General features: G+C 63.0%; 13 protein-coding genes and 1 other RNA gene. 13 read left to right on the top strand and 1 reads right to left on the bottom strand.

Annotated features, from left to right (window positions below):
* Positions 1-20: 20 nt before the first annotated feature.
* From alaS to ACVWZA_RS06215, 5 genes are all read left to right on the top strand, one after another.
* Positions 21-2,681 (top strand): alanine--tRNA ligase, encoded by a 2,661-nt coding sequence (gene alaS / locus ACVWZA_RS06235; RefSeq protein ID WP_457310304.1) that lies wholly within the window; start codon positions 21-23, stop codon positions 2,679-2,681.
* Positions 2,682-3,213: 532 nt separating this feature from the next.
* Complete coding sequence (locus ACVWZA_RS06230; RefSeq protein WP_457310303.1) at positions 3,214-3,519, top strand: hypothetical protein; 306 nt, start codon at positions 3,214-3,216, stop codon at positions 3,517-3,519.
* Positions 3,459-4,520 (top strand): RHS repeat-associated core domain-containing protein, encoded by a 1,062-nt coding sequence (locus tag ACVWZA_RS06225; RefSeq protein WP_457310301.1) that lies wholly within the window; start codon positions 3,459-3,461, stop codon positions 4,518-4,520. The genes ACVWZA_RS06230 and ACVWZA_RS06225 overlap by 61 nt, the downstream gene beginning before the upstream one ends.
* Positions 4,517-4,945 (top strand): hypothetical protein, encoded by a 429-nt coding sequence (locus ACVWZA_RS06220; RefSeq protein ID WP_457310300.1) that lies wholly within the window; start codon positions 4,517-4,519, stop codon positions 4,943-4,945. Before ACVWZA_RS06225 ends, ACVWZA_RS06220 begins: the two co-directional genes overlap by 4 nt.
* 487 nt (positions 4,946-5,432) lie before the next feature.
* On the top strand, positions 5,433-6,077 hold the full coding sequence (locus ACVWZA_RS06215) for a histidine phosphotransferase family protein (protein WP_457310299.1): 645 nt from the start codon (positions 5,433-5,435) through the stop codon (positions 6,075-6,077).
* Positions 6,078-6,099: 22 nt separating this feature from the next.
* Here ACVWZA_RS06215 and ACVWZA_RS06210 read toward each other — a convergent pair whose 3' ends face one another.
* Complete coding sequence (locus ACVWZA_RS06210) at positions 6,100-6,702, bottom strand: SGNH/GDSL hydrolase family protein (RefSeq protein WP_457310298.1); 603 nt, start codon at positions 6,700-6,702, stop codon at positions 6,100-6,102.
* A 73-nt stretch (positions 6,703-6,775) separates the two neighbouring features.
* On the opposite strand from ACVWZA_RS06210, the gene ACVWZA_RS06205 reads away from it, so the two are divergent.
* From ACVWZA_RS06205 to rnpB, 8 genes are all read left to right on the top strand, one after another.
* The gene (locus ACVWZA_RS06205) at positions 6,776-9,094 is read left to right on the top strand and encodes a chemotaxis protein CheA (protein WP_457310297.1); all 2,319 of its coding nucleotides are present in this window, start codon (positions 6,776-6,778) and stop codon (positions 9,092-9,094) included.
* The gene (locus ACVWZA_RS06200) at positions 9,091-9,522 is read left to right on the top strand and encodes a chemotaxis protein CheW (RefSeq protein WP_457310296.1); all 432 of its coding nucleotides are present in this window, start codon (positions 9,091-9,093) and stop codon (positions 9,520-9,522) included. Before ACVWZA_RS06205 ends, ACVWZA_RS06200 begins: the two co-directional genes overlap by 4 nt.
* Before the next feature lie 82 nt (positions 9,523-9,604).
* Entirely contained in the window at positions 9,605-9,970 is a 366-nt protein-coding gene (locus tag ACVWZA_RS06195; RefSeq protein ID WP_457310295.1) for a response regulator, read from the top strand.
* Between the two features lie 10 nt (positions 9,971-9,980).
* Positions 9,981-11,084, top strand: a complete 1,104-nt coding sequence (locus ACVWZA_RS06190; protein WP_457310294.1) for a chemotaxis protein CheB — start codon at positions 9,981-9,983, stop codon at positions 11,082-11,084.
* 68 nt (positions 11,085-11,152) lie between these two features.
* Positions 11,153-11,974, top strand: coding sequence for a CheR family methyltransferase (locus ACVWZA_RS06185; protein ID WP_457310532.1), 822 nt, complete (start codon positions 11,153-11,155; stop codon positions 11,972-11,974).
* Between the two features lie 104 nt (positions 11,975-12,078).
* Complete coding sequence (locus ACVWZA_RS06180; protein WP_457310293.1) at positions 12,079-12,975, top strand: DMT family transporter; 897 nt, start codon at positions 12,079-12,081, stop codon at positions 12,973-12,975.
* On the top strand, positions 12,972-13,661 hold the full coding sequence (locus tag ACVWZA_RS06175) for an N-acetylmuramoyl-L-alanine amidase (RefSeq protein ID WP_457310292.1): 690 nt from the start codon (positions 12,972-12,974) through the stop codon (positions 13,659-13,661). Before ACVWZA_RS06180 ends, ACVWZA_RS06175 begins: the two co-directional genes overlap by 4 nt.
* A gap of 10 nt (positions 13,662-13,671) precedes the next feature.
* Positions 13,672-14,054, top strand: an RNA gene (rnpB, locus tag ACVWZA_RS06170) — RNase P RNA component class A.
* Positions 14,055-14,081 lie beyond the last annotated feature (27 nt).

The raw sequence follows: 14,081 nt of genomic DNA, 5'->3' as shown, positions 1-14,081 counted from the left end.
CCTCGCCTAGATCGCAGGGCATGACATCGACCAACGACATCCGCCGCAGCTTCCTCGATTATTTCGAGTCCGCCGGTCACGCTCGCGTTCAATCCGCGCCGCTCGTGCCGCAGAACGACCCGACCCTGATGTTCGTCAATGCCGGGATGGTGCCGTTCAAGAATGTCTTCACAGGCCTGGAATCGCGGCCCTATGTGACCGCGACATCGAGCCAGAAGTGCGTCCGCGCCGGTGGCAAGCATAACGACCTCGACAATGTCGGCTACACCGCCAGGCATCATACGTTCTTCGAAATGCTCGGCAATTTCTCGTTCGGCGATTATTTCAAGGACCAGGCGATCACCCATGCCTGGACGCTGTTGACCAAGGTGTGGGGCATTGCGCCCGAAAAACTGACCGTGACCGTCTATCATACCGATGACGAGGCATTCGACCTGTGGCGCCGGATCGCCGGTTTGCCCGAAGAGCGCATCATCCGCATCGCGACCTCGGACAATTTCTGGACGATGGGCGACAACGGCCCGTGCGGACCGTGTTCCGAGATATTCTACGATCATGGCGACCATATCCCCGGCGGCCCTCCCGGCAGCCCGGATGAGGATGGCGACCGCTTCGTCGAGATCTGGAACCTGGTGTTCATGCAATATGAGCAGGCCGACAATCAGATCGTCGCCGACCTGCCCAAACCATCGATCGACACCGGCATGGGGCTGGAGCGCGTCGCGGCGGTGCTGCAGGGCGTGCACGACAATTACGATACCGATACGTTCAAGGCGCTGATCGCGGCATCGGGTGCGCTGACCGGCACGACCACCACCGGCGACAATCAGGCGAGCCACCGGATCATCGCGGATCACCTGCGCACCAGCGGTTTCCTGGTCGCAGACGGGGTGCTGCCGGCCAATGAAGGGCGTGGTTATGTCCTGCGCCGTATCATGCGCCGCGCGATGCGCCATGCGCATCTGCTTGGCGCAAAAGAACCGTTGATGCACCGGCTGGTGCCCGCGCTGATCGCCGAGATGGGCGCGGCCTATCCCGAATTGCTGCGCGCGCAGGCGTCGATCGAATCGACATTGCTGCAAGAAGAGACGCAGTTCCGCCGCACACTGACCAATGGACTGCGCCTGCTCGACGAGGCGACGGCGAAACTGGCGCCGGGCGCGACGCTGCCGGGCGAGACCGCGTTCAAGCTCTACGACACCTTCGGCTTTCCCTATGATCTGACCGAAGACGCGCTGCGTTCGCAAGGATTCGGGATCGATCGCGAGGGCTTCGACACCGCCATGGCGGAACAGAAGCGCGCCGCGCGTGCCGCGTGGAAGGGTTCGGGCGCAAAGGCGTCCGACGATATCTGGTTCGACATCGCCGAAGCATCGGGCGGCACCGAATTTCTCGGCTACACCGCAACGGCGGGCGAGGGTCAGGTCGTCGCGCTGGTCAAGGACGGCGCCCGTGTCGACCATGCCACGGCCGGCGACACGGTCTCGATCGTGGTCAACCAGACGCCCTTTTATGGCGAGAGCGGCGGCCAGGTCGGCGACACCGGCACGGTCTCGAACGATGAAGGCCTGCGTGCGAACGTCACCGAAACGTCGAAGCAGCTTGGCCGCGTGTTCGTGCATCATGCGATCGTCGATGCCGGCGGCCTCAAGGTCGGCGACACGATCAAACTCCAGATCGACATCGCGCGCCGCGACCAGATACGCGCCAATCACAGCGCGACGCATTTGCTGCACGAGGCGCTACGCCAGCGGCTTGGCCTGCACGTCGCGCAGAAGGGCAGCCTGGTCGCGCCCGATCGCCTGCGCTTCGACTTCTCGCAGCCCAGCGCGATCGACCCCGCGCACATCGGCGAGGTCGAAGCCGATGTGAACCGTCACATCCGTGCCAACGGTTCCGTCTCAACCCGCCTGATGACGCCGGACGAAGCGATCGAGGAAGGCGCTATGGCGCTGTTCGGTGAAAAATATGGCGACGAGGTGCGCGTCGTTTCGATGGGCAGCGAAGGCGGCAAGACCTATTCGCTCGAGCTGTGCGGCGGCACTCATGTCGCGGCACTTGGCGATATCGGCCTGTTCAAGGTCGTCGGCGAGAGCGCCGTGTCGTCGGGCATCCGTCGTATCGAGGCGCTGACCGGCGAAGCTGCGCGGCAGTATTTCACCGGTCGCGACGAGAAATTGCGCGAGACCGCCGCGACGCTGAAGGCATCACCCGACGAAGTTCCCGCGCGTGTCGCCGCGCTGGTCGAGGATCGCCGCCGCCTGGAACGCGAACTGGCCGAGGCGAAAAAGGCGCTGGCACTCGGCGGCGGTGCCGGTGCGGCGCCGGCGGGACCGGAACAGGTCGGCGGGGTCAATTTCGTCGGCCAGGTGATCGCCGATTTCGACGCCAAGGGCCTGCGCGGCGCGGTCGACGAGGCCAAGCAGCGCATCGCATCGGGCGTGGTGGTGATGGTCGCGGTCAACGAAGGCCGCGCGTCGATCGCCGTCGGTGTCAGTGACGACCTGATCGCGTCGCACAATGCGGTCGACCTGTTGCGCCGCGCCGTTGCCGTACTCGGCGGGCAGGGCGGGGGCGGGCGCCCCGATATGGCGCAGGGTGGCGGGCCGGACGGCGACAAGGCCAACGATGCCGTCGCCGCGATCAAGGCGGCCTTGGCAGAGGCAAACGTCGCCGCCTGAACCGGGCGGTGAGTTTTATTCGTCATGTCAAAGAGCAGAGCGACAGATAACGCCGGTTACAGATGACTTGAATCGACCCGCTCGAGCATAAGCCGGACCGCCGGGCGGTGCCCGAGCGGCGAGATATGACACACCCGTTTGTGTCATATTTCGAGGCGGGGAGATGTGGGACACCTATCGTCGCGCCGTTTCAGCGACGGTCCGGCAAGATATATGACGGATACCCCAGAAGCCGCACAGTAGCGAACTTGCCAATTAAATCGTTCTATATCAATATAGTAGATGGATAGTTAAGGCTGATCGGCGTTCGAAAAATGTGACGAAGCCGCGCAGCCTGTCGCTGAAATCAGGATCAAGTCGCACTGTATGCATTGCATACAATGCATACAGTGTTTGCGGCTAATCCGTTTCGAGCAGGCGTGTGAAGTTGGGTCCAGTTGAGCGTCAGCTACTATTGGTTGGCTGCAATCATTCGACAGCCAAACCGGGTATCATCGTGAAAGCCGCGTGGAAGTGGCCGACTGGCTCCGCAATGACGACGGCCTGGGGGTTAAGTAAGCTGTCACTGGGACCGAACAATGGCTATGCTTGGACGGGGTCGGTCAATGTCGATCGCGCCTACACGATCAACGGCCTCAATCAGGCGACGGCGTCGGGCGCCATTGCGCTGGGTTATGATGCGCGAGGCAATTTGACCAGCTCGGGTGCGACCAGCTATGCTTATACCTCGGAGAATCTGCTGCAATCCACAGGCAGTACCGCGTTGTATTATGACCCTTGCTGCGACTTTTTCAGATCAACGATACCACGCGGCTCGGCTATGACGGGCTCGATCTGATCGGCGAATGGACGCCGGCCGGCGTGTTGCAGAAACGCTATGTCCACGGCCCCGGCAGCGATGAGCCGTTGGTCTGGTATAACACAGCCAATACGAGCGACAGGCGCTGGCTGCACACGGACGAACGCGGCAGCGTGATCGCGGTAACCAACGGCACGGGTGCGGTGATCGGCACCAACACCTATGACGAATACGGCATCCCGGGATCGGGCAATATCGGCCGGTTTCAATATACGGGTCAAACCTGGCTGGCCGAGATCGGGCTCTATTATTACAAGGCGCGGCTCTACTCGGCGACGTTGGGGCGGTTCATGCAGACCGATCCGATCGGGTACGGCGATGGTATGAACTGGTATAATTATGTTGGCGGCGATCCAATTAATTCAGCAGACCCAAGTGGAAATTTGGCGCAATATTGTACAGGATCGATCTTGCCGAGTGTAGATTGTTCGCAGGTAAACCTTCTTAGTATAAATGGAACAGACACTCAAGCGGCCAGAATGCAGAGAGAAATTGCGATTGCAGATGCCGTCGGGGCGGGCTTTTCTGCTGTATTAAATCCTACTGATGATCAAAAGAAGATGGGGTGGTTCAAAGAATATGATAAATTATCAGCCAGCGACAAATTAATAGTTGCGGGCATATTAGGGACCGCATCGATTCGAGATAATATGACCAGTAGTTTGATTAGAGGTATCAGGTACGATCGAGAATATGGATTCTGGATATACGGTAGCGCGGGTAAATACTTTTCGGGGCCGATATCTCGAGGTGCGTCAAATGGCGCGATGGGAAATGATTTTACGCTAACCAGATTCGAAATTGAGGCACCTTTAGCTGCATCGTTCCATTTTCATCCTGATACACATCTAAGGCAGAATGCTCCAAGTGCGCCTGATGTTCGAGTTAACAGAGGCACCGGGACGTTAGGTTTTGTAGGCTCTAGATACGGGCTTGTTGTCGGCAGAACTGCTCATGACATCTGGGGCATTTGGGAATGAAGATACCAATATTCTTAAGTGTAACATCGGTTTTGTTAACATCATTACTTGGGTGCAAACCCAGTAATCCGACCGAAAAAACTCTGACGATTGAGCAAAGGCTAAAAGTTAAAGGGGTTTGGATGGTAGATATAGAGGCATCTTCTTTTGTATCAAACCTATGTAAATGGAGTACGCCAGATCCATTTTACAGCGATCAAGCGATCTGGATTGAATTCGACCGTCGCCGTTTCCCAGAGCTTAAAGATGCATTGGGCGGCGGTGGAGCTATCTACTTTCAACTTGAAGGGAGATTGAGACTTTTACCGGGAAAAGGTCCCTTTGGTGCCTTTGGTCACTACCGCAGAGCGGCGAGGATAGAGAAAATTAATAAGGTAAAAAGAATTTCGGTTCAGAAAAATAGCGACTTTTGTACGCGTCTATAATCATGAATTAAAGTTACTGTGACATCGCGTAGTTGAGGTAGCCGCCCTCCTGCTTAGGTGCGGCGTCGCCTTTCGGCTCTCCAGAGCCGGAGGATGACAGATGTCGATGTTTGCAGGGTTGGATGTGAGTGACAGATGACGCTCCTGTACGTCGTCGACGGTGCTGGCACGATCATGTGGCGCGGGGTTTGTGCGACAGACTGGAGGTGATCGCAAAGACGCTGAAGCGACATGTCCGCGAGGTCGAGCGCGTGGTGCTGGATACGAGTCCGCTAGCGGCGTTCCTTTATCACGGCCCAGTCGGCGGACCTTATTCGCCGCCGATCTGTCGGCGCTACGGCGCTGCCGAAACATGCACGCAAGTCGCGCTCGACCGATATCGGGCGTCGGCAGGTCGCGGCAATGAGCGGTGGCAATGGGTTGCGCCCACGCGCCCACATCGCCAGAAGAGCGATCAAATCAATAATCCCGAAAGCGGACCTTTTTCATGACCATCAGTGCGGTCGATTTCGCCAGCCTGCTTTGTTCGCGACTTTGCCACGATCTGCTCAGCCCGGTGGGCGCGCTTAACAACGGCCTCGAATTGCTTGCCGACGAGCATGATCCGGAGATGCGCCAGCGCTGTCTGGAATTGCTCAACGAAAGCGCGCGTGCCTCCGCCAACAAGCTGAAATTCTTCCGGCTCGCCTTCGGTGCGGCGGGCGGATTCGGCGAGACGGTCGATTCGCGCGAGGCGCGCGCGGCGATCGAGGGGCTGTTCGGCGATAATCACCGCGTCAAGCTGGGCTGGCTGGTCGAGGATGCGACCTTGCCCAAGCCGGCGATCAAGGCATTGCTCAACCTCGCGCTGATCGCGGGCGATGCGCTGATCCGTGGCGGGCAGCTTGATGTCGGGGCGGAAAGCGTTGGCGGCCAGGTCGAAATCGTGGTGCGCGCCGACGGGCCTCGCATCGTGCTCGACCAGGAATTGCGCAATGCGCTGAACGGCACGACCGGCGACGCGGTCATTACGCCGCGCGCGGCCGCCGCGTATCTGGTCCATGCGCTGGTCGCCGAGGGCGGCGGTCAGGTCCAGGTTTCCGCACCGGACGAGCCCGTGCTGCTGTTCGGGGCGGCGTTTAAAGCGGGATAGATTTCTCGACTTACGCCGTCTTTCAGGCGCACGCCGCGGCAAGGCGTTCCTGCCATGCCCTGGCGCCGGCGCGTGATGGATGCACGCCGTCATAGGTTTCCTGTACACTCAGGCCTTTGACGAAAATGCCACCGCGTCCCATCGCCAGTCCACGCAGGATCGCGTTCATCCGGTTCGCGGTCGCCGGATCGGCATTCCTGATCGCCGTGATGCCGATAATGATCGGCTCGCCCCGCCACTTATCGACCAGTTCGGTCGTCTGTGCGGTCCATTGTTTCAGGTCGGTGCCTTGCAGCAGATCGTTGACGCCGACCGCAAACACCACACGTGACGGCCCGGTCAGGCCGATCGCCGCCGTCGCAAATCCGTGCAGGTCCTGCGACCGGGCGCCGCTGATACCGGCATTGATCGGCACCAGGCCGCAAATCGGCGGCAGCGATTGCATCTCGACGATGCTGTCGCCGACGATCAGCATCTGTCCCGGGCCCATTTGCCGCACGATCGCCTGCATCACGCCCAGCCGGCGTTGCTCATAATCCTGCCACCGGCCGGAGCGGCCGAGCACGAAGCCGATCAGCGTCGCCACGGCGAGCGCGAGCAGCAGGGTGAATATCCTGATCATCATGGTCATCGCTCCGGGAATAACCGGTCCTTAACCGTTTTTACACCATGGTCCGATGCAAGCCGCGCGGGGACATATGGACGATCTTCTTCAAGAATTCATCGCCGAGACGCGAGAGACGCTGGAAGCGCTTTCCGGTGAGATCGTCGCGTGGGAGAGCGATCCATCCGACCGCCACCGGCTCGATGCGATTTTTCGCTTCGTCCACACGGTCAAGGGAAGCTGCGGTTTCCTCGATCTGCCCCGGCTTGCCCGGCTGAGCCATGCCGCCGAGGATGTGCTCGCCGCGGTGCGTTCGGGCACGCGCAATCCCGACACGTCGCTGGTCAATGCGGTGCTCGCGATCGTCGACCGGATTGGTGAGATCGTCGAAGCGATCGACGCCGGTGCGGCGCTCGCCGATTCGGGGGAGGATATGCTGATCGCAGCACTCGACGAGGGATCGGAAACGGAAACGATCACCCCCGCGCCGACCGCGCTCGCCCAGCGCGCGCCGTCGCGCAGCGTGCGGCTGAACGTCGATCTGCTCGACCGGATGATGTCGGGCATGTCCGACATGGTGCTGGCACGCAACGAACTGGCGCGACGCCTGCGCGACGATGGCGCCGATCCGGCGGTCGAGGCAGCGCTCGAACGCCTCTCGCTGACCGTCGCCGAGATGCGCGACACCGTCACGCGCACACGCATGCAGAAGATCGACGCGCTGTTCTCCGCACTGCCGCGCATGGTCCGCGACACCGCGGCGGAACTGGGCAAGTCAGTCAACCTCCATATCGAAGGCGCCGATGTCGAACTCGATCGCGAGATGATCGAGATGATGCGCGATCCGCTGGTCCATATCGTGCGCAACGCGATCGATCACGGCATCGAGGCGCCCGCGCTGCGCCGTGTGCTGGGCAAGCGCGACCATGGCCGGCTGACCGTCGCCGCGCGCCAGTCGGGCAATCAGATCATTATCGAGATCAGCGATGACGGGCAGGGCATCGATACCGAACGGCTAATCGCCAAAATCGCTGGCTCCGGCCGGACCGAGCGCGACCTGCGCGCGCTGAGCGACAAGGCCAGACTCGATCTCATATTCGAGGCCGGCCTGACCACCAAGGACGAGGTCACCGCTATTTCAGGGCGCGGCGTCGGCATGGACGTGGTGCGCGCCAATATCGAACAGATCGGTGGTCGCATCGATCTCCACAACAATCCCGGCAAGGGTCTGCGCATCGCGATCCATGTGCCGCTGACCCTGTCGATCATCTCGACCATCGGTGTTGGGGTGGGCGATCAGCGTTTCGCCATTTCGCGCCAGGCGATCGAGGAGATCGTACGCGTCGGTGGCGATGCGATCCGCATCGACATGCTTGGCGATACGCCGGCCGCCACGGTACGCGAACGGCGCATGCCGCTGGTCGATCTTTCGGGCACGCTTGGCATGGCCGCAAGCGGTGTGTCGCCCTCGATGCTGGTGATCGTCAGCGTCGCCGGCGGGAGCTATGCGCTCGCTGTCGATACCGTGCTCGATCATGAGGAACTGGTGATAAAGCCAGCGGCACCCGCGGTGATGTCGACCGGTCTTTATGCCGGACAGACCTTGCCCGACAGCGGGTTGCCGATGCTGCTGCTCGATTGCACGGGAATTGCGGCGGTCGCCGGCCTGGCTTTCCACCGTGAGATCACCGGCGAGGACGATGTGCCTGAGACGATCGTCGCGGAACGCCCGTCGGCCTTGCTGTTCGACGATCTCGACGGTGTGCGGCGGCTGGTGCCGCTGTCGGTCATCGACCGCGTCGAGCCGGTATCGACCGACGCGATCCGCTTCGCCGCCGGGCGGCTCAGGCTGTCGATCGACGGCCGGATCATCCCGCTCGCCACGCAGGGCGAGATCGGCGAACGGCTCGACGTGTCGGTGCTGCGCCTGCGCGATGGCGCGATGGAGATTGGTTATGCGATCGGCGAGGCGCTCGATATCGTTTCCCTGCCCGACGCGATCGCGCCGGCACGCGAGGCCGGGCCGGTTGCCGGCGTGGTCGCGCTCGATGGCGAGCAGATCGAATTGCTCGACGTCCACTGGCTGTTCGCGACGCACGGCGAAGAAGGCCGCGAGGAGAGCCCGCCGCTCTGCCTGATCGATGGCGCGGATACGGTATGGATGACGACTTTCCTGAAGCCGGTGCTGGAAGGCGCTGGCTATCGTGTTGCAACCAGGCTGGGTGCGGATGAAACCGCGGCGGTGGTGCTGACGATGGACGTTGCGGCGCCGGCGCGGATCGGCGCGGCGCCGGTCGTCCGGCTGCGCCAGGATCGCTCGGCGAACGGCGTGAGCGACGACAGCATCTATCGCTACGACCGGGGGGCTTTGCTCGCCGCGCTCGCCGAGCGGGCAGGAGGAAACGGGCGATGACACAGTTATTTCTGATTGCCCATATCGCCGGTCGCGCGGTCGCGATCGAATCGGGACAGGTCGAATCGGTCGTCGATATCGGTGATGTCGTGCCGGTGCCGCGTGCGGCGAGTCAGGTGCTCGGACTGGCCGCGTTACGCAGCCGGGTCGTGACGGTGATCGATACGCGCGCCGCGTTGGGCGTACCGCCCGCCGGCGTGGCGGCGACGCGCGCGATCATCACGCTGGCCGATGGTCATCACTATGCGGTGCTGGTCGATTCGCTTGAAGATGTCGCGCCCTTCGACCTCGCACCGCTGTCATCGGGCATCGTGCTCGACGGCGGCTGGCGCGCGACCGGGTGCGGGATCGTCGAGCGCGACGGCGAGGCGATCCTAGCGATCGACCTGCGCGCGCTGATCCCCGGCCTGACGGCGCTGGCGGCGTGACGATCGCCTGCGGATTTCTACAAATTAACGCGACGCTTACGGGTTTCCGGCAAACAGGACTTGAGCGGAACAGGATTTACAAATGAAGACGTGCCTGGTGGTCGATGATTCGAAGGTGATCCGCAAGGTAGCCCGACATATTCTGGAAACGCTGAACTTCTCCGTTTCGGAGGCGGGCGACGGCCGCGAGGCACTCGAATCCTGCCTGGCATCGGCTCCCGACGTGGTTCTGCTCGACTGGAACATGCCGGTGATGAGCGGGATGGATTTTCTCCGCGCGCTGCGCGACAGCGCGGTTTCGCATCGGCCCAAGGTGGTTTTCTGCACCACCGAAAACGGCATGGCGCATATTCGCGCCGCGATCGAGGCCGGCGCCGACGAATATGTCATGAAGCCGTTCGATCGCGAGACGCTGGAAAGCAAGCTCCAGATCGTCGGCATGGCCTGAGGCCGCACCGATGCCCCGCCCGCCCGCCGAGGCCCGGTCGCTCCGCGCCACTGCGCGCGCAAGCGGTCCTGCGCCCAGTCACCGACCCGCCCATTCGCCCCGGATCCTGATCGTCGATGATTCGGCCGTCGCGCGCGCAGTGATCGGCCGGATGATCGAAGCGAGCCGCCGTTTCGTGGTCGCCGGATCGGTGTCCGACGCCCAGGCCGCGCTGGCCTTTCTCAAGGGCAACGCGGTCGACGCGATCCTGCTGGATATCGACATGCCGGGGATCGATGGGCTGACCGCCTTGCCCGACCTGATCACGGCAAGCCTGGGCGCCAAGGTACTGATCGTCTCGTCGTCGTGCGACGAGGGCGCGGTGACCACGATCCAGGCGTTGGCGCTGGGTGCTGCCGACACGCTGGTCAAACCGGGCGTCGGTGCGTTCGCCGGCCGTTTCGCCGAAGTGCTGACCGACAAGCTGACGCGCCTGCTCGAGATCGACGATATCGTCGAGGATGTGCTGCCGGCGGTATCGGCGCGTAGCGACAGCGGTGGCTTCGACATCGTCGCGATCGGCGCCTCGACCGGCGGCATCCACGCGCTGAGCCAGTTGCTGCGCGAGATTCCGGCAAGCTTTCCGTTGCCGATCCTGATCACCCAGCATTTGCCCGAATCCTTCATGCCCTATTTCGCCGCGCAGGTGGCGGTACTCGCCGGGCGGCCGTGCGAGGTCGCGACCGATTGCCTGCGCATCCGTCCGGGCCGGGTCATCATCGCACCCGGTGACGGCCATATGCGCCTGGTCAATCTCGGTGACGGCGGCGCGGCGGTGCGGCTGTCGCGCGAACCGGCGAAAAGTGGCTGCATGCCGTCGGTCGATCCGATGTTCGAAAGCCTGGCAGAGGTGTACGGTCCGCGCGCGCTGGCGATCGTGCTCAGCGGCATGGGCCGCGACGGCAGCGACGGTGCGAAACGGTTGGCCGATGCCGGCGGCTGTGTCGTCGTGCAGGATCAGGCAAGCTCGGTCGTGTGGGGCATGCCCGGCGCGATCGCCAGCGCCGGCGGCGCCAGTGCGATCCTGCCGCCCGATGAGATCGGCCGCCTCATCGCCATGCGGCGGCGGCCGTGATGCCCATGCCCGCTATGCCCAGAGCCCGCCCGGCTGGCCCGGCAGCCCCCGCGCGGCCGACCGGCGCGATGCACATATTCGCCGCGCTGCTCGAACAGCGCACCGGCCAGCAGATCGCGGCGAACCGCGAATGGCGCATCGAGACCGCGCTGAAACCACTGCTGCGCGAACGTGGCCTGGAGGCGCTCGACGACCTGGCTGGCGTCATCGTCAATGGACGCGACCCGGCGGTCGCCGATCAAGTGGTAGACGCCTTGCTCAACCAGGAAAGTTCATTCTTCCGCGATGCGGCGGTGCTCGACATGATCCCGCTGGCGCTCGAAGCGATGCGCGCCGACGGACCGACGCGACGATTGCGCGTGTGGTCCGCCGGCTGTTCGGTGGGACAGGAACCCCTGTCGCTGGCAATGCTCTTCGCCGAGTACGAGACGGCGACCGGATTGCAGGCGCCCGAGATCGTCGCCACCGATGTTTCGGAAAATGCGATCTCGCGGGCGCGGGCCGGGCGTTTTTCCCAGTTCGAGATCCAGCGCGGCCTGCCGGTGCGGCGCATGATGCGCTGGTTCGACACGGTCGGCGTGGATTGGGTCGCCCGACCCGAATTGATCCGCCGCATCTCCTTCCGTCGGCTCAATCTGGTCGCCGACCCGCTGCCGATCGGGCGCTTCGACGTGATCCTGTGCCGCAACGTCCTGCTTTATCTGTCGCCGTCGTTGCGCAACCAGGTGCTCGATCGCCTGGCGCAGGTGATGCGGCCGGGCGGTCTGCTGGTGCTCGGTGCGGGCGAAACGGTGATCGGCCAGACCGAAGCGTTTCGGCCTTCACCCGATTATCGCGGCCTTTACGAGCCGACCGGTATCGCGCCTTGCGGGATCGCCGCGCGCGCCTGAAACTTTTGTCTGAAAACTTGCGGTCGAGCGAATTTGCGCCTGGCACCGTCCTAACACCCTTGGCACCGGTTTACTTTGCCGGTCGCACGTCGCAAGCGGCGGCAATGACCGGGACCGTTCCCAAAGCCACCAGCTTCGGCGCCCATGACTTTGCGGTCGTGCTGGTGATGAACATCATGTGGGGTCTGAATATCATCGCGGTGAAGATGGCGGTGATGGCGATCGCACCGCTGACCGCCGGCTTCCTGCGCCAGGCGATCGTGCTCATGGTCTGCGGCACCGCGCTCAAGATCGTGCCCGGCAAGATGCGCTTGCTGACCATATTGGGTATCCTTTCGGGCGGAGTATTCTACGTCGCGGTCAACCTGTCGCTCGCGGTGTCCGACAATGTCGGCGCACTGGCGATCGCCGGGCAGTTGGGTGTGCCTTTTTCACTGCTGCTGGCGATCCTGGTGTTTCGCGAACGCATCCGCTTGCCGCGCATTGCGGGCATCGCTCTGTCATTTGGCGGCGTCGTGCTGCTGGTGTTCGATCCGGCCGCCGCGCGCGAAGTGCCGGGGCTGGCACTGACCGCGATCTCCAGCTTCATCTGGGCGATCTGCTCGCTGATCCAGCGCTATCTGATCGGCGTGCCGGTGCTGACCATCTATGCCTGGATCGGTTTCTGGGGGTCGATCACGCTGGGCACGCTCGCCTGGTTCGTCGAGCCGGTCGCAATGCACGCGATACCATCATTGCCGCTGTCCACGCTCGGCTGGGTGGCGTTTTCGGCGATCGGATCGACCGTGATCGGGCAGGGGTCGATGTCCTGGCTGTTGCAGCGTCACCCGATCAGCGTGGTCACGCCAATGACTCTGGCCGCGCCGATCGTCTCGGTGTTCGCCGCATCCTGGTATTTCGGCACGCCGTTGACCATGCTTATGCTAACCGGTGGGGCGGTGGCGATGCTGGGCGTCGCGATCGTCACCATCCGGACCGCGCGCGCAGGGGACACGCCATGAGCATGATCGAGACGCCATCACCCAATTTCGACGACCGCGTGCTGCCGGTGTCGATGATCGTGCTGCATTATACCGGCATGCATGACGCGGACTCGGCGATCGCGCGGCTGACCGACCCAGCCGCCAAGGTATCGGCGCATTATCTCGTCAAGGAAGACGGTGCGGTTGTGCGTTTGGTTGGGGAGGACAAGCGCGCCTGGCACGCCGGCAAGTCGCGCTGGCGCGGGATCGAGGACGTCAACAGCGCGAGCGTCGGGATCGAGCTGGTCAACCCCGGCCATGAATGGGGGTATTGCCCTTTTCCGGAGGAGCAGATCGACGCGCTGCTGCCGTTGCTGGGTGAGATCAAGGAACGGCACGGCATCTCGCGCGGCAATGTCGTCGGCCATTCCGACATTGCCCCGACGCGCAAACAGGATCCGGGCGAGCTGTTCCCCTGGGCGCGCCTCGCCAGGCTGCGTCTCGCACTGCCGCGTCCAACCCGGAATCTGATGGACCCGATGTGGAGCGATTCGGGCTTCCTCATCGCGCTCGAACGCTTCGGTTACGATGTCGCCGACAAACTCGCCGCCGTCGTCGCCTTCCAGCGCCGTTTCCGCTCCGAGCTGATCGATGGCGAGATCGACGGCGAATGCCGCTGCATCCTGCTCGCCTTGCTGTTGCCAAAACCGCAGGGGGACGAGTAGGGCGGGTGCGCCAGAGGGTTGGGCGGCCGCGTCGTGCGTCAGCACGCCGAGGAAAGTCCGGGCTCCACGAAACAACGGTGCCGGGTAACGCCCGGCGGGGGCGACCCCAGGGAAAGTGCCACAGAGAGCAGACGGCGACGGCTTCGGCCACGCCACGGTGAAAGGGTGCGGTAAAAGCGCACCGCGCGCCTGGTAACAGGGGCGGCACGGCAAACCCCACCGGGAGCAAGACCGAATAGGGGCGGCAAAGGACCTTCGAGGTTCGGGGGCTTTGTTTCAGCTCGTCGCCCGGGTTGGTTGCTTGAGCCCGCATGCGAATGCGGGCCTAGAGGAATGGTCGCACATCGCATTTCGATGCGAGGACAGAACCCGGCTTACAGACCCTCTGGCATTTTCTTGTGGATCGATCGGGTCTCCTGC

The sequence above is a fragment of the Sphingomonas sp. UYAg733 genome, from assembly GCF_054057355.1.
The sequence above is the reverse complement of the archived record's forward strand: the minus strand, read 5'-3'. Positions and strand labels throughout refer to the sequence as shown.